The following is a 22,654-nucleotide window of genomic DNA, read 5'->3' on the forward strand; positions in this document are numbered from 1 at the left end:
GGCCTTCGAGAACCAACTTGACTGCCAGGCAACGCTCGTACAACCGGCGGTTGTCTGTCGTAGTCATCGCTTTTTCCAATTCACGGATTTGGCGTTCTGTTTCCATGTTCCCCACTCCTCAAGTGTTTTCTTTAGTATACGCCTACAGGAGGAAAAACGAATGCAATTTAACTCAATTTATATAGCATGACAATCATAAACATTGAAAGTAATCTAAGCAATTCAATGCCAATTATTCTATCACTTTTAATACTTTTAATACTTTTAATACTTTTAATATTTTTATTATTCATTTATTTTTTCCAAACTACCCTGTTCACAAAGTCTGTATAAGAAAGAATAATACGTAATATTTTATCCGATACATTTGGCATACTGTAATCTGTTACATAACGTAAAGTATTTTTTTCTTGCATTTCCAATACATTCAAGCTCTGCATGATACGTTCAGTATTTAAACCGACCATCATAACACTAGCTTCTTCCATAGCCTCCGGACGTTCATGTGCTTCCCGGATATTTAAAGCTCTGAAACCTAATATAGAAGATTCCTCACTAATTGTACCGCTATCACTCAAAACTGCTTTGGAACGGATTTGCAAATGATTGTAATCATTGAATCCTAAAGGTTTCATCAGTTGCACTTGTGGATGGAATGTAATTCCTTTTTCTTCTATCTTTTTGCGTGTACGTGGGTGGGTGCTGACGATAACAGGCATGTCGTAAGTTTCTGCAATGACATTTAAGCTATTCACCAATCCAATAAAGTTCTTATCTGAATTGATATTTTCTTCACGGTGAGCTGAGACTAGGAAATAGTTATTCTCTTTCAACCCTAAGCGAGCTAGTACGTCAGACTTCGCAATATCTTCTTTACGTGAAGCTAATACTTCAAACATTGGGCTACCAGTCTTTATTATTTGATCTGCAGGCAATCCTTCAGCCAACAAATATTCGCGTGCAATGTCACTGTATGTCAAATTGATGTCTGCAGTATGATCTACAATCTTACGATTGGTTTCTTCAGGCACACGTTGGTCAAAGCAACGGTTTCCGGCTTCCATGTGGAAGATTGGAATATGTCTACGTTTTGCTGCAATAGCACATAAGCAGCTGTTTGTATCCCCTAGAACTAATAAAGCATCCGGCTCAACTCCTGCCAAAATTGGATCGATTTTTATTAAGATATTTCCGATTGTTTCAATTGCTGTTCCTGTCGCTGCATCCAGGAAATAATCAGGTTTTTTCAAATGAAAATCTTGAAAAAAGACTTCATTCAACTCATAATCATAATTTTGGCCAGTATGTACAACAACGTGCTCAATTGCTTCCGATTCTTCTAAACGATTCATCACTGCAGACAAACGGATAATTTCAGGACGCGTCCCTATGACGGTCATCACTTTTAATTTCTTCATCTATATTTAAACCTCCAAATAATATGTATCGGGTATCTCTGGATCAAATGCTTCATTAACCCACATGACTGTGACCATATCGCTCTCTCCGATATTTTCGATATTATGCGTATATCCTACAGGAATATCCACAACTTCCATTTTGTCGCCGCTTACGAAGTACTCAATCACTTTATCGGAATTTAAATTGCGGAAACGGATCACACCTGTTCCGCTGACAACCAAAAACTTTTCGTTTTTCGTATGATGCCAGTGGTTGCCTTTTGTAATGCCCGGTTTGGAAATATTCACAGACACTTGCCCACGATCGGGAGTACGTATAATTTCTGTAAAGGAACCTCGTTGGTCAACATTCATCTTTAATGGATAAGAGAACTGGTCTTCTGGTAAATAACTTAAGTAAGTGCTATATAATTTCTTGGTAAAAGCATCCACCATATTAGGAATCGAACGTTCTTCTCGGCTTACTTTAAAAGATTCCAGCAGGGTAACAATATCACCCAATTTAATGGTATGTACCGTTGGCACCTCACAGATATTCCCTTGGCGATTCTCTTTCCCATCCAAAGCACGAGTTAATTCTTTTACAACATCATCAATATATACTAAATTCAGCATAACTTCCGGATCGTTTACCATTATCGGCAAATCATGCGTGATATTATGGCAAAAGGTTGCTACCGCACTATTGTAGTTGGGACGGCACCATTTACCGAATACATTCGGAAAACGATAAATCAAAACGTCAGCACCAGTTTCATTACTAAAAGCTTTCAATAAGTCTTCGCCTGCTTTTTTACTTTCACCATACGGATTGCTTAATTCAGCTTGAATTGATGAAGAAATCATAACCGAGCAGCTATTGTTATGCTTTTTTAAAGTAGCCAACAAGGTCGATGTGAATCCAAAATTTCCCATCATAAACTCTGCTTCGGTTTCAGGCCGATTCACTCCCGCTAAGTGAAAAACAAAATCGGCTTTCTCACAATAAGAATCTAATAATGATACATCTGTATCTCTATCGTAAGATAAAATTTCATGCTCTGTCGTTGCTTCCAATTCAGCAATTAGATTCTTGCCAATGAAGCCATTGGATCCAGTAACTAAAACCTTCATTAAGCATTCCATCCTTTTAATTCTTTTTGTATGTAATCAAGTTTCAATAATTTCTCTAACATACCTTCAACGGTCAATTGATCCGTATTATCTGAGTTATATTCATCTAAATGAACAGCTTCCTGGCTTCCCTCTTCAAAGAATTTACCATAGTTCAAGTCACGTTTGTCAGACGGTACCCGGTAAAATCCACCCATATCGATTGCATGAGCTGCTTCTTCTTTTGTCAGCAAAGATTCATACATTTTTTCACCATGACGAATGCCCATGCTCTCAACTGGCAGATTCGTGCCGAATACTTTTTGGACAGCTTCAACTAATGTATTGATAGTGGCAGCTGGTGCCTTTTGCACCATGATATCCCCTTGTTCTGCATTCTCAAACGCAAACATAACTAAATCAACAGCTTCTTCCAAACTCATCATAAAACGAGTCATTGATCCTTCTGTTACTGTCAATGGTTTTTCTTTTTTTAACTGCTCTACGAATAAAGGAATAACACTACCGCGTGAAGCCATTACGTTTCCGTAACGGGTGCCGCAAATCAACGTTTTTTCCGGATCCACATTGCGTGATTTTGCTACAAATACTTTTTCCATCATCGCTTTAGAAGTACCCATGGCATTAATTGGATAGGCAGCTTTATCTGTTGATAAACAGATTACTTTTTTGACTCCTGCTTCAATAGCAGCAGTTAAAACATTATCTGTTCCTAAGACATTTGTCTTTACAGCTTCCATCGGAAAGAACTCACAAGAAGGTACTTGTTTTAGTGCAGCTGCATGGAATATATAATCTACGCCATACATTGCATTTCGAACACTGTTCACATCGCGAACGTCTCCGATATAGAATTTTATTTTTGGATTGTTGTATTTTTTACGCATATCATCCTGTTTTTTTTCATCACGTGAGAAAATACGGATTTCCTTCAGTTCTGTATCTAAAAATTTCTTTAATACCGCATTTCCGAATGAACCTGTTCCACCTGTAATCAATAACGTTTTGTTAGTAAACATATTTTTTATACCTCCAATAAGTTCTTTGTAAAAGTTCTATCCATTTCATTCATTAATAACGACTTTTTAAAATTTTCATCGTAATAAGATTTAGCTTTTGTTCCTATACCTGCTATTTTCTCAGAAGGCATTTCTAAATATTCCAAAATCCCTTTTGCAAGGGCAAGGGCATCTCCCGACGGCACACATATTCCACATTCGGATTCGAGTATGATAGTGCTTGTTTCTCCATCTGCAGCAGCAAGGATTGGCTTCCCGCATGCCATGTAAGACTGAAGTTTTGCAGGAATTGTCTTTGAGAATAAAGGGTCTTTAATCAGTGAGAGAAAAGCAACGTCACTAGACGCGAGAATATCAGGGATTTTCTCAGGTTTCTGTTTGCCGACAAAGTGAAACATGTCAGTCACTTCATTATCTGTGATATTCTGTTTAAACTTCTCTTTGTACCTGCCATCGCCAACAATATTAAACGTGACATTATCAACTTGATAATCTTCTTTTAAGATTTTTGCAGCCTCTACTAATATATCCAAGCCTTGTGCTTGACCTATATTACCGGTAAATGTGATGTTTAAATTATCAACGTTTGGTATTTCTTCAATATTTTGCTTTTCAACAGGAACGTAGAAGTCTTCCGCGTACTGCGGCCAATAATTAACTTTTACCTTATCGACACCTCTGGAAATGATTGCTTCCACAAAACTACGCGAGGTTGTAAAAATTCCTGTACTGTTTTTATAAATGTAATCGACCATTTTTCCAATGGCGTTGATAATTGTTTTGTTCTTAATTCCAGTGATTATTTCTACATTTTCAGGCCACAGATCTTGCACATATATGTAGCACGGTATATTTCTTCTTTTTGATAGCCACACACCAGGTAAGGCCTGGGTCATGGGTGATACCTCGAAAATAAACACATTATCTGGTTTTAACTCCGTAAATAATTGCCAAAAAAAGCCCGAAACAACGAATGAGGCATAATTTAGTGCCAACATCAATGAATTATTTCCTCTTGGTACAATAGGTAGTCTGATGATTTCAATTCCACGATAAGTTTGTTTATTCTGTTTGAATACACCAAATCCATCGTAAAACTTCCCTTGTGGATAATTTGGAATACCAGTGACTACTGTAACCTTATATCCTCTTTTTACCCACTCTTCACAAATATCGTTAATACGGAATTGCTCTGGGAAAAAGTATTGAGAAATGACGAGAATATGTTTTTCCAAGTACAACCACCCTTTAATTCTCAGTATTTATTATTGATGCCTTTAAATCATTTAATTGGTAATCATATTTATACGTTGAAATATCCTGTGAATAAAGCAAACTTCCGAACACTTTATTAACGACATTCACTTTTCCGCCCAAACCAACCAATACTGGATTAAAAAGTTTTGTCAACCTAATTTTTTTGCCTTTTACGTCAGCTATAATCTTGACCATTTCAGCAGTCTTAATGTATTCACGATTTTGTGGGAAGAATACACCATTCTCTGAATGTTCGATCATCAATCGGATAAATTCAGTCAAATTATCGATATGGAGCATGCTCCGTTTGTTTTCTATATTCGGAAATACAGGCGTGATTTTCGCGAACTTAGCCAGAAGCGGATAGTTACCTTTTGAGTCTTTACCGTATATCATCGGCGGACGGATAACGACGACATTAAATCCGTCCGACTGTAGTGGAAGGATTCCCTGTTCCGCTTGTAGCTTGCTATTCCCGTAGAAATTGATTGGCTCCGGTACAGTATCTCTCGTGATGATTTTAGTCTCACCAATTTTACTGCTTGCTCCATAAACAATCATGCTGCTCATGAAAATGAATTGCTTGACGCCTTCAGCCTTAGCTTTTTGAGCAACTTCAATGGTGAGGTCCCTGTTAACTTTGTAGTATAGTTCTTCTTGATCTGCTTTCGCATCTTGGTGGGCAATGCCCGCTACATGAAAAATCGTGTCATACGGAGAAAAATCAATTTCTTTCCATTCACCATTTCTCGTCTCAACGTTATCCACATGATATTCTTCAGGCCATTGTGCGACCCATTTTTCAAAAGAGGTGCCAATATAGCTATTGGCACCTGTAATCAATATTCTCTTCATACCTATTGATTACCTCCTTCATTAAGTGCACCAGTACCGCCCTCAATAACGCCATCGCTTTTCAGAACACTAGTGATTGTTCCGACAAAACATTTTACATCGAAAGCGAAATTCATTTTTTGAATGTACTCTCCATCCAACTCAGATTTGACAGTAATTGGCAACTCATCACGGCCGTTGATTTGGGCCCAACCGGTCAAGCCAGGGCGCACATCATTCGCTTTGTATTTGTCTCTTTCAGCAATCAGATCGTATTGATTCCACAAGGCAGGGCGCGGTCCGATGATGGCCATTTCTCCTTTGATGATGTTAAAGATTTGCGGCAATTCATCCAAGCTTGTTTTTCTAAGAAATTTTCCGACTTTTGTGATGTACTGATCAGGATTCCCTAATAGGTGTGTTGGTGTATCTTTTGGTGTGTCGATACGCATCGTACGGAACTTCAAGATATTGAAGTGGGTTTTGTTGATGCCGACTCTCTTTTGTTTGAAGAAGATAGGTCCCGGTGTATCTAATTTTATTGCAATAAATAAAATTAAGAACACTGGCGATAAAATGACTGCGGCCAATACCGAAAGAACAAGATCAATCACTCTTTTTGCCTTCAAATATTTCATAAAGCACCCCTATAATTATTTTTTTCTTCTTATAATTGTCGCTAAGATATAATCATATAAAGAAAATATCTTTCAGTATTTGTTATGATAACATTTCTACAACCATTTTTGCACAAAAATCGAAGTTTTTTTGAAGTTTTACTTAAAATTTACTTTTAAAAGCCGAATGATAAGAAAGCAAACGAATTCATTGTGACTAAAGTATGAATTCACGCTATTCCAACCTTTTGTTTTTGATTACGAAAACTATAATAAAAGTTGAATTACGATTTAGTATTTTTAAGAATACCACTATTATTTAATGTTCTGCATTCTATAAATCCCCGATTAAGACTCTTGCTTTGTTAGTTCTTCCTTGCAATCCGTACCCTCTATTATAATCCTTTTCTGACAGATTTTTTATTTTATATTCCAATAGTCATAATTTCAGATAACACTTTTCCGTAACGCTTGTTACCTCCGGTTAAGATAGCTCCGACGGAGATGCGCTGTTTGCGAGTCGGTCTCCTACGGTCAACAGCAGCTCGGCGGAGGTGGGTAGCTAGTGCAGCCTGTCTCCGGAGGTATATGTCTTTATCGGAGGTGGCATGATGATCCAGCTACGGAGCCATATTTAAAACGAGGCTATTTAAAAGCCAATCCAGCTTTACTTACACACAAGGCTTGACTGACTTTTTTACTGATTTTCCCGACATCTTGCAGTGTCCATCTTTGGGTAAGTTTAGTCTTAATATCTGATTGTAATAGCTTCACTCAATTGAGTGATTTGAGGATAAATACCCTATCCATGTATTTGTTTGTTAACCAATAATGTGTCGTGTATGAGAATATGTGAAAAACCATATTATTACGGTGTTATCTATTTTTCTTTTGATCTCAAAAAGACATATTTGAAAACGGCAAGCAATATACACATAACTTTATTTTTCACTTACTATTACAGTTGGCACAAACTGATCACCTCTTGAAAGGCTGTAAGCAAGAGGGCAGCTGGCATTTTCACCCTACTGTACTCCGATAAACAGCATCTTTACCGTAACTGCGTAGCTGATGCGAGCAGTGTGCTCCGACGAACCCCCGCTTCGTCGGAGGTGGCCATAGGTGCAGCACGCTTCCCAGTTGCGACAGAAATCTCAACAATGCGTTGAAAGCCTATTCAATCGAAGGAATCTGCCCTATACTGGTACTATTGATTCACAATCGAACGGATGGAGGAATTTTTTCATAAAGGGCGTCAGCGAAAAAACCTCCGGTTTCAACCGGGGGATGAATCGCGCCTCGGACGCCCACTGTTGTAGTCTGTCAGTTGGTTTTGTACGTATTCCAGTACAATCGCTTGGGATACGTCCCCTACAGTACTGGCAAAATAGCTTCCCGACCATAGTGCACCACCCCATAAAAGCTCTTTCGTCGCAGGGAACTGTTTGAACCATTCCCGTGCGGACGGGCCTTTCAATGCCTTCATGACGGAACTAATGGAGTTGTGCGGCGGAAACGAGACCACCATGTGAATGTGGTCGGCAACTACTTCCATTTCGAAAATAGTTATATCATTGCGTTCTGCGATTTCCCGCAGGATGCTTTTCATCGCTTGGCGACTAGCTTCATCAATGAAAATCGGTTTGCGGTATTTCGTCACCCACACCAAATGATAGGTTGTCCGATAGACATTCGTCCTTGTTTTAATAAACATGTGTATTCCCCCTAAAGTTGAAAATACGATTCCATAAGCTTTTAAAAGCATATCATATGTGTTATAATTAGTGTATCACATAAGAGGATGTGAAACAACATGCTACACGGAATTAAAGGACAACTGACGCTCAAGCCCCAACAAAAACAGCTCGTTGCGCAAAGCATCGGCAATGCCCGTTTTGTATGGAATCAGTTTTTGGCGATGTGGAACGCACGCTATCAAAACAATGCATTGCTACCCACGTTGACTGAGTATGATTTAAACAACCTATTGCCTACGTTGAAGAAGGAATACGCGTTTTTGAAAGAAACCGATTCTACTAGCCTGCAGCAAGTCTCAAACGAGTTGGCGCAAAGCTTCAAAAACTTCTTCCAGAACCGCAGCCACTTCAAGCACCCTACCTTCAAGAGCAAGCAACACGCCCGTCAATCGTATACCTCGAAAAACGTCAACAACAGCATTCGTTTGGACGGGAACTACTTGCGTTTGCCTAAATTGGGCTGGGTCCAGTTCCGTTCAGGACAACCGATTACCGGCAAAATCAAACGGGCTACAATAACCCGCACTGCAGCCGGCACCTATGAATGTAGTTTACTCGTAGACGACGAAAGCCAAGTCGTTACGCATAAAACGCATCAGACGGTCGGCATTGATATGGGTGTGTCAGACCTGATGGTCTTATCCACGGGCGATAAAATCAAAACCATTCGCTTCCACGAACAGCTTGCGCCGAAACGCTTGTATTGGGAGCAGCGGGCGGCACGTCGTGCGCGGAAAGCCAAAGAAAACGGCGTTGCGTTGTCAGCAGCCAAAAACTATCAGCGGGCTAAAGAGCAACGCGCGCGCATCTTCCAAAAAGAAAAGAACCAACGGCAAGACCGCCTGCATAAGCTGACGACTCGGTTGGTTCGCGAGTATGACATTATCGTTTTGGAAGACCTGCAGACGGCCAACCTCATGAAAAACCATCAACTGGCCCGCAGTATAGCGGCACAATCGTGGCGTGAAATTCGGCGGATGTTGGCATACAAATGCGCTAAATACGGCAAAGAACTAATTGTGGTGAATCCGTATAAGACCTCGCAAATCTGTTCGAGCTGCGGCTTCGATGACGGCAAGCACGCCCTGGATGTTCGAGAATGGGAGTGCCCAAGTTGTCATGTGCATCACGACCGTGATATCAATGCCGCAAAAAATATTCTCTCGATTGGCTTGGGGCAAGCCTTGGTAAAATCAGCCTAAACCGCTGTCTTGGAGCTGAAATGCTCGCTAGACAAGTTATGGGTGTTCCCAGAAGCTCGGTACTTCAGTGCCGATGTAGTTCACGATCATTGATGCATTGGCAAATATGGATTTCTATAAGAATTTGAACGAGTCGCTGTATAAGGGACTGAGGTTTTTAAGAGAAACGGATTTGGCAGCTTTACCTGCAGTACGCTACGAAATCGATGGTGATGCGGTGTTCGCGTTGGTACAGGAATATGAGACGCATCTGCCTGAGGAATGCCGCTGGGAAGCGCACTACACGTACACGGACATCCAGTACATCGTGGAAGGTAGCGAAAAAATGGGCTGGAAAGCGCTGGATGATGTCGTGAAGACGGAGGATCGGCCTGAAGATGATATCTACTTCTTCGATGCGGAAGGCGATCATTTCGTACTGCATGCGGGACAGTTCGCGGTGTTCGAACCACAGGATGCCCACCGCCCGGGTTTGGCGGTAGATGAACTGGCACCTGTCAAGAAGGTTGTTGTGAAAGTAAAAATGTAATGCTGAAAAAGCCAGAACCGGAATCGCTCGCGCAATCCCGGTTCTGGCTTCTTTTTGATTATCCAGGAAATGCAACTAGCCGAGAAACATTTCCTTCCGTATACTTTTCAATCCAGATAAAAATACAACGACTGCAACAGATACTCCGATTCATATTTTTGCGCCAATCTGAAAAGATGCCGTTTCAGGGTTGCGCGCGTTCCGTTGCCGTTGCGGTAATTCGCAAGATTCATTTCGTATTGCTTGCGCTCAGTTTCGGTCGCGTGCTTCTTGAAATAGCCCCAGACATGGGCTACGGCATTCTCACCTTGTCCGGGGTGGATTTCTTCGGCGAAGGCCGTGTCAATGAGGCGATAAAATTCTTGGACCGGATAGGCCTCCTTGTCTTTCAGCAGTGTGCGGATGGCTTGATAGACCGCGGGCGACCGTTCGAGGATAGCATATTTGTAGCGGCCCCACTCTTTTTCCAGCAGCACTGGTTTTGGCGCGGTTGTGGTCGCGTTTTGGCATTTGATGGCGGACAGGTTCTTGTCCTTCACTTCCAGCATGATGTCAATTTGTTTGTCCTCCAGCTGTTCATAGAAAGTCAGGAAGGTCTTTAGGTCGATCGTATCGATGTGGGCGCCCGGCCGTTTGCCTGGCGCCTGCTGGGAGTAATGAATTTTCTGGTTGCCGTCGCTGGCTTTCCAGGTCTTGGCGGTTTCGGCGATCCAGTGGCGGTCATCTTTGCCGGTCGGCGGCGGGTTGATGGCATGGTGCAGATTGTCGTAGACGGCCGGGATCTGGAGTCGGTGCGCCAGTTCGAGGACCTCTTCGATATTGTAGAGCCTGTCGTCATTCTCGATGATGAGCCGATTTTGGACAGCTTCCGGAAGGCGGCGGAAATTCTGTTCGAAGCGCTCAAGTGCTTCTTTTTTATCCCCATAGATACCGCCGAAATGCAGGACGATTTTGTGCTGATTGTCGACGCCCAGACACTCCAGCATTTTGGCGTGGTACGCGAGATCGAGGATAGCGCGCGCCACGACATCTTCGTCGGGCGAATTCAGGACGGTGTATTGGCCCGGATGGAACGACACCCGCATGCCGCTCTTCCGGATCTTCGCGCCGATGTGCTGGAAGGCTTCGGCGTGGATGTCCCACCAGGGGAGCGCGTTGACCGAGCTGGAGCCGAACGGGATCAGGTCAGAGCTGATGCGGAACAGTTTGATATTGTTCTTGCGGTTGTAGTCGATCATCTTCTCCAGCGCGGCCAGATTATGCGCGGTCACCTCCGTCAGCTTCTCCGGGGTCGCGTTGCGCTGCATGAGGCTGCGGATGTTTGTGTTGGGTGTGCCGATGTTGAGGCAGGCATAGCCGATGGACATAGGGGTTCCTCCTTTCGTTCAGAGTTCCCGATGGAACTCGATTACTGCATTACATTTTTTAGCTTTTGGAGCTTTCTCGATAATCCTTCAGCAGCACATCAAACATCCGGATACCATTGGCTGCGCTGGCGGCATCGGCTGGACTTTTCGCTTTTCCGTTTAGTTCGTCAACGACGATTTGGATGAATGGCATGGCGACGTGCTCCGGCGTTTCGAAAGTGTAGGTCGTGGTTTCGCCGTCTTTGATGAGGCGGATCCATTCAAAGCTCGTGCCTTCAAAGACCAAGGTCCCTTCCGAACCGATGATTGTCACTTCATCCAAGTCGAAGTCCGCGACATAGCACCAGGCTGCCGACCCGACGACGCCGTTCGCGAAGCGGAAGGAAGCTGAGACGGTATCCTCGACTTCATAGAGGCCGGCCCGGTTTTCGACGATGCCGGTCATCGCGGTAATTTCACCGAAGAAATAAGCCAAGTAATCGAGCACATGCACTTGGATATCCAGCTCCTTCCCGCCACCAGCAGCCGGTTGAAGGCGCCAAGGCAAGTTGTCCTTATCCAAGTCTTCTGGTGCCGGTTGCTGGTACTGGCGGATTTCCACCAATTGCGGTTGCCCGATCGCTCCCTCGTCCAGCAATTCTTTGATTTTTTGGAATTTCTCGAGTGCGCGGCGATAGAAACTTACGAATACCGGCAAGCCATTCTCCCCGGCTGCATCCAGTATCGCTTGGCATTCCTCGAATGTGCGCGCCATCGGTTTCTCGATCAACGGCACCTTATTCGCGGCAATAACCTGCATAGCGTAGTCGAAATGCGTGACCGGCGGTGTGGCGATGTAGACGGCCGTGATTTCTTCGTCCGCCAGCAGTTCCTCTATCGTTGCATAGACTTGGCCATGTCCATGACGTTGCACCCAATCATACGCCTTGGCTTCTGTGCGGTTGTACACCCCTTTCAACCGGGATCCGTTGGCTTTATAGAGGCCTGGTCCGCTTTTTTTCTCCGTTACGTCGCCACAGCCGATCATTCCCCATACTGTCTCCTTCATTTGCTATCCTCCTGATTTGTGTATATTGTTCATTGTACCATTCGAGCCCTCGGACTGATGCGACAGAAGATTGAACATTCACTCCGCCGGAGGTGGCGGTCTTGTTCTGTTTGTTTCTCCGGAAAAGCCTATCCTGACCGGAGGTAAGGAAATCGAAAGGCAACCAACTCCGGTCAAAAATCCTTCGTCGCAGTTGGTTGCTGGCGCGAGGTGCATGCTCCGATGAGCGCTCTCTTCGTTGTAGTTGGTGTGTTGCCGACTATTGGATATCATTAGAAAGCAAGAATTAATCACATGCAAAAAGCCATAAAACACTGACAAAATGCAGTGATTTACGGCTTCCTTATTTTTCGTTGCCTTGCGGGTAGGCGGCTATCAATTTTTCGTTTTATATTTTTCTTGGAGTTTGGCCGAAGTGTCCTGCTTGAGTTCGTCGAAGTCGTTCGTAGTTTCCTCGCTTCTTTGGACCACACTCATGACAAATTCAATATACTCATCATGCTCCCAGGTGGCTGTATATCCATTGATAAGGAAGAAAATGTCAGTTGCAACAACAGCTGTACGCTTATTGGCGTTTTGAAATAGCTGCTTCCCTGCAATCCCAAGTAGCAGCACTGCTGCTTTTTCGAAAATTGTCGGATAGGCTTCCTCTCCAAATGCGGTTGCTTTCGGCGCTTCAATCACTGCATTTAGCGCTGCTGGTTCTCTGATGCCTATCAATTCTTTAGGTGTGTACCTTTTGATGATTCTCGTGTTGATCTGAATCAATTGTTCTTCGGTCAGATATTTCATTGTTACATGTCGGCCAATGATCTCATTACCGAGTCATACTTATCGAAGTAATCGTCCAACATTGAATCAAGCTCTTCAGTTTCTAGGTGCTTCGGTATTTCAGCAGGAGTAACTTTTGAGATTAAAACGGTGTCGATCTCTTTTTCTCCATCGTTAACTTTTACAGTGATGTATTGGATTTCATCTCCAGGTCCAGCATGTAAAGTGCGCAGTACGTCTTCAGGAACAGAGATAACCACGCTGTTACCGGTCACTCGCAACTTAAAAGTATTTACCTTGTCTTTCGATCGTTTATTACTTTCTGCAAGCGAATAACGATAAGTGCGTTTGGCCATTCCTCTTTTTTTGTCTGTCGGCGGATTTTTTTCCGAAATGGCTGTGGCATTCGCTTTGGTGTTCTCACCCATAGTATTCTCCGTCCTCTCTGTTTTGATTTTTTAAGAGCTGAATACGCGCAATAACTGTATATACAGATTAACAGTATATACAGTTATTGTCAATCCATACCGCGGTTATCGTAGACAGTCTTGTTATAAGGATTGTGCGTTGGATGATAAAGCTAAAATACAGTCACCTCCGGTGAAGCCGGCTTCGCCGGAGGAAAATCTTAAAAAAATCATTACCTCCGACCACAACGGCTTCGCCGATGTTGCGCTGCCAGCGAGCTCCTCTCCTCCGGCAGACAGTCGCTCGCCGGAGATGGGATTTTTGAAGCATCCACTCTCCTTTAATATGCAGCAACTAACTTTATAAGTATATATAGGTTATTGCCGACATAAATCGCTTGTATTTGCCTGAATAAGGAATATAATATGGGTAACAAGCTCGGAAAGGATGGATTGGGATGCGAAAATTATTGAACCCGTACACGCCTGGTGCAGGTGTACCGCCCAAATATTTGGCTGGGCGCGAGGATACGATACGTGAAGCAGAAGAAGCATTATTTTATATCAAAAACGGCGATTTTTATCGTTCTGTCGTTTATTACGGTCTCAGAGGCGTGGGCAAGACGGTTTTGCTGAACAAAATAGAAGATATGGCGGACGAAGAAGACATCCGGTATGAGCATCTTGAAATTTCGGAGCGTGGTTCCTTTAAGAGCAGCGTTTCGCTCCATGTTTTTAAGTTGATTCAGCAAATGAGCGTCAAAGCAAAGTTGAAGAAGCACCTTTCCAGATCGCTCTCGGTCCTGAAAGCTTTTTCCCTCAAATATTCGCAGGATGGCGAAGTCAGTCTCAGCATGGATTCGGAAATCGATTCGGCTGTGGGCATATCCGACACCGGAAATTTTGAGAACGACCTGACTGAATTATTTGTATCTCTGGGGACACTGGCGCAGAAACAAGAATCCGGAGTTGCCTTATTCATTGATGAAATCCAGTACATGAAAGACGACGAATTCGAAGCTCTGATCGCCGCGATACACAGAGTGAACCAAAAAGCACTGCCGCTGATCGTGTTTGCGGCCGGACTTCCGAAAATCGCCAAGATTGCCGGGGATGTAAAGTCCTACGCAGAGAGGCTGTTTAAATTTGTTGCCATCGGTTCCTTGGAAAAAAATGCGGCAAGAATGGCGTTGGAGGAACCCGCAATGAAATGGGGAGTGTCCTACACTAGCGAAGCGATTGAAAAGATCCTTCAAATCACCGAATGCTACCCCTATTTCCTGCAGGAATACGGCAATCAAGTATGGGCAAAAGTATCGGTGGATCATCGCGTCATAGATGCCACGATGGTTGAGGATGTCTATTCGAATTTCGAGAAAAGTTTGGACGAAAGCTTCTTCAAAGTGCGCCATGACCGGGCGACGCCAAGGGAACTGGATTTCATGATCGCGATGGTAAAATGCGGCGCTCTGCCTTGTTCGACAAAAGCGCTGGCTGAGCAGATGCAGTGCCCCGTCTCTGCCATCTCCCCTTTGCGGGCTCAATTGATCCATAAAGGTTTTATCTATTCGGCCAATCGCGGCGAAGTTGACTTCACTGTTCCGCAGTTCGATAAATATCTTAAAAGGATCCATAATTTATAAGAGCATGTCCGCCTGAAGGAAAAGATTCTGTATTTCGCGGTGGCGGTTATAGGCATGAGCAAAAAAAGAATCAGGAGACCAGCTTGAAAAAGCCAGCTTCCCTGATTCTTTTTTGTTTTGTTTCAAACGTTTCACTCCAGATAGAAATACAACGACTGCAACAGATAGTCCGTTTCATATTTTTCAGCCAGCTTGAAGAGTTGGCGTTTCAGGGTTTCGAGCGTTCCGGTATTGTTCCGGTAGTTGGTGAGGTTCTTTTCGTACTGGCTGCGTTCGGTGTCGGTGGCATTTTTTTTGAAGTAGCCCCAGACGTGGGCCGCGGCGTTTTCAGCGTAACCGGGACGGATTTCTTCGGTGAAGACTGCGTCGATCAGGCGATAGAATTCCTGGACCGGATAATCGGCTTTGTCCTTCAGCAGCGTGCGGATGGCTTGATAGATCGCCGGCGACCGTTCGAGGATGGCATATTTGTAGCGGCCCCATTCTTTTTCCAAAAGTTTTAGGTGTTGGGTTTCTGTGGTCGCGTTCTGGCATTTGATGGCGGAAAGTTTTTTTTCCTTCACTTCCAGCATGATGTCTATGGTCGGGTCGACGAGTTGATTGTAGAACTGCAGAAAGGTCTCCAGATTAATCGTCTCGGTGTGGGCGCCCGGTCGTTTGCCTATAGCTTGCTGGGAATAATGGATCTTCTGTTTGCCGTCCTCTTCCTTCCAGGTCTTTTTGGCTTCGGCAATCCAGTATTGGTCGTGGCCTCCTGAAGGAGGTGGGTTGATGGCATGGTGCAGGTTATCGTAGATGGCTGGTATCTGAAGTCGGTTCGCCAGATTCAGGACATCCTCGATGTTGTAGAGCCGCTCGTCATTCTCGATAATCAGTCGGTTTTGAACAATTTCCGGCAAGCGCTGGAAGTTCGCAGCAAAGCGATCCATTGCCGCCGCTTTATCCCCATTGCTGCCGCCGACATGCAGGACGATTTTGTTGGTTTGGTCGGCGCCGAGCGCGGTCAGGATTTTGTCGTGGTAATTGAGATCTTCGATGGCGCGTGCGACGACGTCTTCCGTGGGTGAATTCATCACGGTGTATTGGCCCGGATGCAAGGAGACGCGCATGCCGCTTTTGCGGATCTTGGAGCCGATGCGTTCGAAGGCTTCTTTATGGATTTCCGGCCAAATGAGCGTGTTGACCGGGCTCGAACCGAACGGGATCAGATCCGAACTGATGCGGTAGAGGTGGATGTCATTGGCGATGTTGTAATCGACTATCCGCTCCAACGTCTCCAGATTATGCGCGGTCACTTCCGTCAGCTTTTCCGCGGTCGCGTTTTTCTGCATGAGGCTGCGGATGTTTGTGTGCGGGGTACCGATGTTGAGGCAGGCATAGCCGATGGACATAGGCGGTGCTCCTTTCGTTCAGATTTACTGCTGAAAATCAATCAACTAAAACACATTCTGCAAAACGTCATTTGATAGCTAAAGAAAATGGCCCAACACAATCTCCTCGCATTATTTTGCGAACGATTTTGTATTGGACTATTCCGATGATTATTCGAATCAGTTTATAAAGGTTCCAAAACTGTTAGTAACAATTTTTCAAGATCAGATTCATCCTGTTTCGATTTGATCATTGCCTCCAAGTAAACCTGTGTGTCCATATTTTCATATCTCCACATGTATCCCTTTTCCTTAACATATGCCGCCAAGAATATGCGGATCGTGCGACCGTTCCCTTCTCTGAAAGGATGCAGCATATTCAGTTCTGCTTTAAAATAGGCTAGTCTCTTTGCTGCAATTTCACCAGTTTCCCAGTTACCCTCAATTTTTAGTTGATTGAATAGACTATCTGCATAAGCGTCCAGGAATTGAAATTGACAAAATACGGTAGCCCCTTTGCTTAGATTAACATCCCTGAATTTACCCGCGAATGGATAAATATCCTGAAAGAGGTGATGATGAATTGCCATGAAGTCCCTTTTTGAGAATCCTTTGATAGTGTAGATTCCCTTCTCGATTTCTGCATTTCTGACAAAAAAAGATAATGCTTCCGCTTGAGTTAAGTCGTCTTGATTGCTTACACCCAAGAGATTATTCTGCAACAAATACTCATCGTTATTTCCTTTATTGTACTTTGACATTTTTGAGTTCTTTCTTAATCAAAGCGATTGTAATAGGCTTGCCGGAATTGACGATAGCGAGTGCTCGTTTTTGTAAATCTTCACTCAAATACAAATTCTCCATAGCCATATTCTTATTGATGCGCTTGACTTCCGGCGAGTTCATTTGCAGTGTTTTCATAATGTCATCAACCCCTCTCGTTCGTTACTTTATTATAATCGAAGACAAGGTCTTATGCTACAGAAACAGTTTGGGGCTCATTACAGCAGCATTTCGAAAAAATTTAGCGACTGGAATTGAATCAGCGGATGAAGATTTTCTTCGTTATTCCGGATACCGTCCTGGGCATTCGTCCGGCGGGGGAAGCCTATGTTGAGCGAATGCGGTGTGGTTGAGCTGCCGTTGTCGACTGTTCAGCGTGCTTCGGGTTGCGTTCAGTCGACGCCATTGCCTTTCGTCGGCTTTTCGGTATTCTTGGCTCTCCGTTCAGTCGACACTCCTGTCTTTCGTCGGTTGTTCGGTGTTCTTCGCCCTTCGTTCAGCTGACGACCTGGTATTGGGTTATCAAAATAACCCAAATTAGGATACCGTCCTGGGCATCCGCCCGGCATAATAGCTTGTTCGTCAGTTGTTCGGTTTTCTGGACGCTTCATTCAGCCGACGGATTTTGCTTTTGTTGACTCTTCAGTATTCTCCGCTCTCCGTTTAGTCAACACCGGAGCTTTTTGTCGGCTGTTCGGTGTTCTTCGCACTTCGTTCAGTCGACACCATCACCTTTCCTCGGCTGAACTAACCATCCAAACCAACCGAATGCCAACAGAAAAGGCTCCCGCCGCAGCGGGAGCCGTATTGGTCTTGATTTAGATGAACAAATTCAAGTTCGCATCCATTGTGTCGCCGATGTAAGCTGCTACACCGCCGAAGTCTACGCCTTCGATGATTTCCTCTTCTTTGATGCCCATGATGTCCATGGACATGGTGCAGGCGACCATCTTGACGCCCATTTTTTGGGCTTGGGCGATCATGACAGGCAAGGGGTCAACGTTCTTTTGTTTCATGACGGCTTGGATCATTTTCGAGCCCATGCCGCCCATGTTCATTTTCGAGATTGGCAGTTGGCCGGCGTGGTTCGGCAGCATGATGTCGAACATTTTTTCCATGCCGCGTTTGGCTACGCTGACTTTTTCCGGACGTTTGATGACGTTCAGGCCCCAGAAAGTGAAGAACATCGTCACTTGTTTGCCGTAAGCTGCCGCTCCGTTGGCGATGATGAAAGATGCCAAGGCTTTGTCCAAGTCCCCGCTGAAGACGACCATTGTGGCGCCGTCCTTGGTTTCCTGCAGGACCGGTGCTTGTGCCGCTTGGGCTGCCATTGCCGCAGCGTTGAAGCCGGCTGGGGCTGCAGGTGCTGCTGCGCCCGCTTTGCCTTTCGCCACGTGGGCGCGGACGATTTTGCCGTCGATTTCTTTCGAGAGCAGCGTGTTGCCGGTGTTCTTCGTCCAGGCAGCGATATCCGCCAGGAAGCCGAAGTCGGATGCTTCGATGATCAATTCCTGACCGTCGACCATTTTGTCCATGTTCTCTTTGACTTTCAGGATCGGACCCGGGCACTGCAGTCCGCAGGCATCGACTTGGATCGTGTTGCCGACCGGTTGGGCTGGCTTCGCGTGTGTCGGTTCCACATGCACAGCCTCTTCCGGCGCTTCCTCTTTATAATTCAACGTCGTGTTCGCTTGTTTGTAAGTTTTGTAGCCGCCGTCCAGGTTCTTGACGGTGAAGCCGTTCTGCATCAGGATGCGGGCTGCGTTGTAGCCGCGGTGGCCGACTTGGCAGAACACATGGATGGTCTTGTCTTTCGGCAATTCGCTCATACGCGCGCGGATATCGCCCAACGGAATCGTGTAGGCATCGCCCAACACGCCGGTCGCCAACTCGAAGTCTTCGCGGACATCGAGGAAGAATGCGCTCGCTTCGATCAGGCCGTCGACTTCATGCCATTGGAACGTGTCGATTTTGCCTTCGAGGATGTTCGAAGCCACATAGCCGGCGATGTTGGCCGGGTCTTTGGCGGATGAATACGGCGGTGCGTATGCCAATTCCAAATCCGGCAAATCGTAGACGGTCGCGCCCAATTTCATGGCTGTCGCGATCACGTCGACGCGTTTTTCCACGCCTTCCATTCCGACTGCCTGCACACCCAAGATTTTGCCGTCCAAGCCGAACAACAATTTGATGTCCAATGGGGAAGCCCCTGGGTAATAACCAGCATGGGAGTTCGGATGAATGTGGACCACTTTATAGTCGGTGCCGCAACGTTTCAACGTTTTCTCGTTGTTTCCGGCTGCCGCCACGGTCAATTCGAAGACTTTCGCTACGGAGGTTCCCATCGTGCCTTTGTAGCGGACATCCATACCGTTCAGGTGGTCAGCCACCAAGCGGCCTTGACGGTTCGCTGGCCATGCCAATGGCACAACTGTCGGGCTGCCGTTGACGAAGTCAGTCACTTCGATGACGTCCCCTACCGCAAAGATATCCGGATCGGATGTCTGCAGCTGGTCGTTCACGACGATTGAGCCGCGTACGCCTGTCTTCAGACCGGCATCGACTGCCAATTCGTTCTCAGGTGTCACACCGATCGAAAGGATCGTCATGTCGGTGTCGAGGACTTTGCCGCTGTTCAAGCGGACTTTCGAGCCGTTGTTTTCGAAAGCTTTGACGCCGTCGCTTAGGATCAGGTTGACGTTATGCATATCGATATGCGCATGCACGGATTGCGCCATCTCGAAGTCGATTGGTGCCATGACCTGGTCGCTCATTTCCACCAAGGATACGTGGATGCCCAGTTCCCATAGGTTTTCCATCATTTCCAAGCCGATGAAGCCGCCGCCGATGACGGTCGCGCGTTTCACTTGATGCTCGTTGATGTAGGCTTTGATCTTGTCCATATCCGGGATGTTGCGCAACGTGAAGACGTTCTGCGCCGCCTCGATGCCGTCGATGGCCGGTTTGATCGGACGTGCGCCGGTCGAGATGATCAATTTATCGTAGCTTTCTTCGGTTGTAGCGCCTGTTCTTACGTGTTTCACTGTGATTGTCTTTTTGGCGCGGTTGATCTTCACGACTTCGCTGAAGTTCTTGATGCCGATGTTGAATTTCTTCGCCATGCCGCCGACTGTTTCCAGGAGGAGGTTATCGCGCTCCTGGATCACGCCGCCGATGTGGTAAGGCAAGCCGCAGTTGGCGAAAGAGATGTATTCACCCTTTTCGAAGATGACGATTTCGTCCTCTTCATTCAATCTTCTCAAGCGTGCCGCTGCAGTCGCCCCGCCGGCTACACCGCCGATGATCACAATTTTACGTTTCATGTATATTAATCCTCATTTCACAAAGTTTTTAAGTTTCGGTTGTATGCAGATAATAATACCCCGGTAGGTATGATTTGTAAAGGAAAATGTGACAGAGATGTTAAAAAAATTTTGCACAAACTCACAATCCCGGCCCGCCGGTGCCGCCCAGCTCCGACGAGGGCCTTTGTCGTCGGAGCTGGGGTGCCGGTGACCTGATGTCCTCCTGTTACCGGCACCTAGCCGGAGCTGATCGCGACTTCTGATGCTGTCCTCCGTCGAACAAAGGCTCCCCGGAGGACAGGATCTCCACCTCGCATCAGCTCCGGCGAAGCAAACCCTAACAGGAGCTGGTGCCTTCCTCCGGTGAGTGCCCTTCTCGACGGAGTTGCGCTCTTCGGTATTCGTCTTCCTCCCGCAAGCGAATGTTAGCCGGAGCTGAGCACGCGGACGCAAGCTGTCCTCCGTCGAACAACGGCTCCCCGGAGGTACGATGTTTGCCCTCGATCCAGCTCCGGCGAAGCAGACCCTAACAGGAGCTGGTGCCTTCCTCCGGTGAGCGCCCTTCTCAACGGAGTTGGGCTCTTCGGTATTCGTTTTCCTCCTATTACCGGATCCTAGCCGGAGCTGCGCATGCATTCACAGCTTGTTCTCCTGCGAACTACCTCTCGTCAGAGAACAGCATGCCCATCTCGCACCAGCTCCGGCGAACAATCTCTTATCGGAAAACACTGTCCAGCCACTACACAATCCCTCAGACAAACAAACAGGCAAGAACTCCGACGAGCCGCAGCTTCGTCGGAGTTCTTGCCTTTATACGTAATGGCGTCCATGGCATTTTCCCACGGCCGTATAGTTCTTACAAAGCACCCGATAAATCCGATCCTTATTGTCCATCCCGCACCACTCGGCCATCCGCGGCGTCGTCACTTTCGCATCCGGAAAAAGCAGCCGGAACTCCTCGATATTGTGCAGAATCGTTTTCGTCGTCCGCCTCCTCTTCTTGCAGACCGGACAATAGACTGACTTCACCCCATCAAGGCGCACCACCGAGCCGCAATCCAGGCAGAAAAGCTCTTTCTGCAACTTCCCGTAATCGATTTCCGGCAAATCCTCCGCATAGAAGCGCGGATTATGCATCCGGATCAGCGAGTCAGCCAATCGCTGTTGCTCCGGCCCGATTTCTCCTTTCACCCGAAAATTATGGAAATGACGCGGAATCTGCCCGGGAAGCAGGTATTCCTCAATTTTACGATTACTCAGCAAATTGAACTCGGGATTGATGAAGACGACGAAGCCTTCAATCGGCATCTCGATTTTCAGCTCCGCAAGCAGCACACCCAATCTTGCCATCGTCCGATTCAGCTGAAGCGACGGATTTTCCATCGTGGCACCACTTGGCTTCCGGAACGTCAGCGGCCCCCACAGATGATCCCCTTTATGGTTTTTCGTTTCGTACACTAAAAGTTTATCGGGACAAATCACCAGCGTATCGATCTGGATCGAAATACGGTTGTGCCGCAACTGCAGATCATTCAGCACCAAACAGCGCGAATCCAGTGCATCCGTATGTACATCCAGCCCGCATTCGCCCACGAATCCCCCATCCATATGCAACAAATAATACTGATCTCCCGGCCCCAACTTCATCCGCTTGGCCAATGCTTCATAAATGCAGAGTATCCGCGGCTTTTCGCGTTCCTTATATGCCATTATCTCTCCTCCTTTTGAATTCAACTGTCACCTGTAGTATCTGCATTCCATCGTCGCTGGCTTTTTTCATTCCTCCAGCGACTTCCGACGACGGATCCTTTCGCCGGAGGAACAGTCACTTAAAATTAATAACCTCCGTTTACCGCTGCCTGACAGGAGGTGCGTTGCCAATGATACGGTATCCTCCGATTACCAAGGACTAGCCGGAGCTGAGCACGGATTCTCATCCTTTCATCCGACGAACAAGAGCTCGCCGTAGGTGAGCGTCTTACGCTCGCAACAGCTCCGGCGAAGACAACCCTAACAGGAGCTGGTGCTTTCCTCCGGTGAGCGCCCCTCTCAACAGAGTTGAGCTCTTCGGTATTTGTCTTCCTCCTACGAGCGAATGTTGGCCGGAGCCGGGCGCGGATTCGCATGCTGACCTCCGTCGAATGAAGGCTCCCCGGAGGTACGGATCGCCATCTCGCGTCTGCTCCGGCGAAGCAAACCCTAACAGGAACT

22 protein-coding genes are annotated in these 22,654 nt (G+C 46.0%); 5 read left to right on the top strand and 17 right to left on the bottom strand.

What is annotated here, in order from left to right:
- Positions 1 to 293 precede the first annotated feature (293 nt).
- The 7 genes from wecB to tnpA form a co-directional block, all read right to left on the bottom strand.
- The gene (gene wecB, locus BMZ71_RS08030) at positions 294 to 1,418 is read right to left on the bottom strand and encodes a non-hydrolyzing UDP-N-acetylglucosamine 2-epimerase (RefSeq protein WP_086989095.1); all 1,125 of its coding nucleotides are present in this window, start codon (positions 1,416 to 1,418) and stop codon (positions 294 to 296) included.
- A gap of 6 nt (positions 1,419 to 1,424) precedes the next feature.
- The gene (locus tag BMZ71_RS08035) at positions 1,425 to 2,534 is read right to left on the bottom strand and encodes a capsular polysaccharide biosynthesis protein CapF (protein WP_086989094.1); all 1,110 of its coding nucleotides are present in this window, start codon (positions 2,532 to 2,534) and stop codon (positions 1,425 to 1,427) included.
- On the bottom strand, positions 2,534 to 3,553 hold the full coding sequence (locus BMZ71_RS08040; protein ID WP_086989093.1) for a polysaccharide biosynthesis protein: 1,020 nt from the start codon (positions 3,551 to 3,553) through the stop codon (positions 2,534 to 2,536). Before BMZ71_RS08040 ends, BMZ71_RS08035 begins: the two co-directional genes overlap by 1 nt.
- Positions 3,554 to 3,558: 5 nt before the next feature.
- Positions 3,559 to 4,788, bottom strand: coding sequence for a glycosyltransferase family 4 protein (locus tag BMZ71_RS08045; RefSeq protein ID WP_086989092.1), 1,230 nt, complete (start codon positions 4,786 to 4,788; stop codon positions 3,559 to 3,561).
- A gap of 13 nt (positions 4,789 to 4,801) precedes the next feature.
- On the bottom strand, positions 4,802 to 5,665 hold the full coding sequence (locus BMZ71_RS08050) for an NAD-dependent epimerase/dehydratase family protein (RefSeq protein ID WP_086989091.1): 864 nt from the start codon (positions 5,663 to 5,665) through the stop codon (positions 4,802 to 4,804).
- 2 nt (positions 5,666 to 5,667) lie between these two features.
- Complete coding sequence (locus BMZ71_RS08055) at positions 5,668 to 6,282, bottom strand: sugar transferase (protein ID WP_086989090.1); 615 nt, start codon at positions 6,280 to 6,282, stop codon at positions 5,668 to 5,670.
- Between the two features lie 1,255 nt (positions 6,283 to 7,537).
- Complete coding sequence (tnpA, locus tag BMZ71_RS08060; RefSeq protein ID WP_086989089.1) at positions 7,538 to 7,975, bottom strand: IS200/IS605 family transposase; 438 nt, start codon at positions 7,973 to 7,975, stop codon at positions 7,538 to 7,540.
- Positions 7,976 to 8,074: 99 nt separating this feature from the next.
- On the opposite strand from tnpA, the gene BMZ71_RS08065 reads away from it, so the two are divergent.
- Positions 8,075 to 9,220: an RNA-guided endonuclease TnpB family protein gene (locus tag BMZ71_RS08065; RefSeq protein WP_086989088.1), complete on the top strand. Its 1,146-nt coding sequence runs from the start codon at positions 8,075 to 8,077 to the stop codon at positions 9,218 to 9,220.
- 97 nt (positions 9,221 to 9,317) lie between these two features.
- On the top strand, positions 9,318 to 9,749 hold the full coding sequence (locus BMZ71_RS08070; protein ID WP_143596703.1) for a NanQ anomerase/TabA/YiaL family protein: 432 nt from the start codon (positions 9,318 to 9,320) through the stop codon (positions 9,747 to 9,749).
- Positions 9,750 to 9,856: 107 nt separating this feature from the next.
- Here the strand turns inward: BMZ71_RS08070 and uvsE (BMZ71_RS08075) are convergent, their stop codons facing one another.
- The 4 genes from uvsE (BMZ71_RS08075) to BMZ71_RS08090 all read right to left on the bottom strand — a co-directional run bounded on the left by uvsE (BMZ71_RS08075) (position 9,857) and on the right by BMZ71_RS08090 (position 13,363).
- Positions 9,857 to 11,116 carry a UV DNA damage repair endonuclease UvsE gene (gene uvsE, locus BMZ71_RS08075; RefSeq protein ID WP_086989086.1) on the bottom strand — a complete coding sequence of 420 codons (1,260 nt, stop codon included), beginning with the start codon at positions 11,114 to 11,116 and terminating at the stop codon, positions 9,857 to 9,859.
- Positions 11,117 to 11,174: 58 nt separating this feature from the next.
- Complete coding sequence (locus BMZ71_RS08080; RefSeq protein WP_086989085.1) at positions 11,175 to 12,164, bottom strand: Gfo/Idh/MocA family protein; 990 nt, start codon at positions 12,162 to 12,164, stop codon at positions 11,175 to 11,177.
- Positions 12,165 to 12,539: 375 nt separating this feature from the next.
- A complete protein-coding gene (locus BMZ71_RS08085; protein WP_086989084.1) occupies positions 12,540 to 12,956 on the bottom strand; it encodes a type II toxin-antitoxin system death-on-curing family toxin in 417 nt (138 codons plus the stop codon).
- 2 nt (positions 12,957 to 12,958) lie between these two features.
- Complete coding sequence (locus tag BMZ71_RS08090; protein WP_086989083.1) at positions 12,959 to 13,363, bottom strand: AbrB/MazE/SpoVT family DNA-binding domain-containing protein; 405 nt, start codon at positions 13,361 to 13,363, stop codon at positions 12,959 to 12,961.
- A gap of 139 nt (positions 13,364 to 13,502) precedes the next feature.
- On the opposite strand from BMZ71_RS08090, the gene BMZ71_RS08095 reads away from it, so the two are divergent.
- Positions 13,503 to 13,709 (top strand): hypothetical protein, encoded by a 207-nt coding sequence (locus BMZ71_RS08095; protein ID WP_086989082.1) that lies wholly within the window; start codon positions 13,503 to 13,505, stop codon positions 13,707 to 13,709.
- A gap of 91 nt (positions 13,710 to 13,800) precedes the next feature.
- The gene (locus BMZ71_RS08100; RefSeq protein ID WP_086989081.1) at positions 13,801 to 14,985 is read left to right on the top strand and encodes an ATP-binding protein; all 1,185 of its coding nucleotides are present in this window, start codon (positions 13,801 to 13,803) and stop codon (positions 14,983 to 14,985) included.
- On the opposite strand, the gene BMZ71_RS15435 is transcribed toward BMZ71_RS08100, so the two are convergent.
- The 4 genes from BMZ71_RS15435 to BMZ71_RS14860 form a co-directional block, all read right to left on the bottom strand.
- On the bottom strand, positions 14,980 to 15,111 hold the full coding sequence (locus BMZ71_RS15435) for a hypothetical protein (RefSeq protein ID WP_256957862.1): 132 nt from the start codon (positions 15,109 to 15,111) through the stop codon (positions 14,980 to 14,982). The two genes, BMZ71_RS08100 and BMZ71_RS15435, sit on opposite strands and share 6 nt — an antisense overlap.
- A 5-nt stretch (positions 15,112 to 15,116) precedes the next feature.
- Positions 15,117 to 16,376 (bottom strand): UV DNA damage repair endonuclease UvsE, encoded by a 1,260-nt coding sequence (gene uvsE, locus BMZ71_RS08105; protein ID WP_086989080.1) that lies wholly within the window; start codon positions 16,374 to 16,376, stop codon positions 15,117 to 15,119.
- A gap of 164 nt (positions 16,377 to 16,540) precedes the next feature.
- The gene (locus tag BMZ71_RS08110; RefSeq protein ID WP_086989079.1) at positions 16,541 to 17,116 is read right to left on the bottom strand and encodes a Fic/DOC family protein; all 576 of its coding nucleotides are present in this window, start codon (positions 17,114 to 17,116) and stop codon (positions 16,541 to 16,543) included.
- Positions 17,100 to 17,276 (bottom strand): hypothetical protein, encoded by a 177-nt coding sequence (locus tag BMZ71_RS14860; RefSeq protein WP_177187546.1) that lies wholly within the window; start codon positions 17,274 to 17,276, stop codon positions 17,100 to 17,102. The genes BMZ71_RS08110 and BMZ71_RS14860 overlap by 17 nt, the downstream gene beginning before the upstream one ends.
- Positions 17,277 to 17,465: 189 nt before the next feature.
- On the opposite strand from BMZ71_RS14860, the gene BMZ71_RS14865 reads away from it, so the two are divergent.
- The gene (locus BMZ71_RS14865; RefSeq protein ID WP_177187547.1) at positions 17,466 to 17,642 is read left to right on the top strand and encodes a hypothetical protein; all 177 of its coding nucleotides are present in this window, start codon (positions 17,466 to 17,468) and stop codon (positions 17,640 to 17,642) included.
- A 314-nt stretch (positions 17,643 to 17,956) separates the two neighbouring features.
- On the opposite strand, the gene BMZ71_RS08115 is transcribed toward BMZ71_RS14865, so the two are convergent.
- Both BMZ71_RS08115 and BMZ71_RS08125 read right to left on the bottom strand, forming a co-directional pair.
- Positions 17,957 to 20,461 carry a CoA-disulfide reductase gene (locus BMZ71_RS08115; protein ID WP_086989078.1) on the bottom strand — a complete coding sequence of 835 codons (2,505 nt, stop codon included), beginning with the start codon at positions 20,459 to 20,461 and terminating at the stop codon, positions 17,957 to 17,959.
- A 792-nt stretch (positions 20,462 to 21,253) separates the two neighbouring features.
- Entirely contained in the window at positions 21,254 to 22,153 is a 900-nt protein-coding gene (locus BMZ71_RS08125) for a nuclease-related domain-containing protein (RefSeq protein ID WP_086989076.1), read from the bottom strand.
- Positions 22,154 to 22,654: the final 501 nt, after the last annotated feature.

This window comes from Trichococcus flocculiformis (assembly GCF_900113645.1).
GTDB lineage: Bacteria > Bacillota > Bacilli > Lactobacillales > Aerococcaceae > Trichococcus > Trichococcus flocculiformis.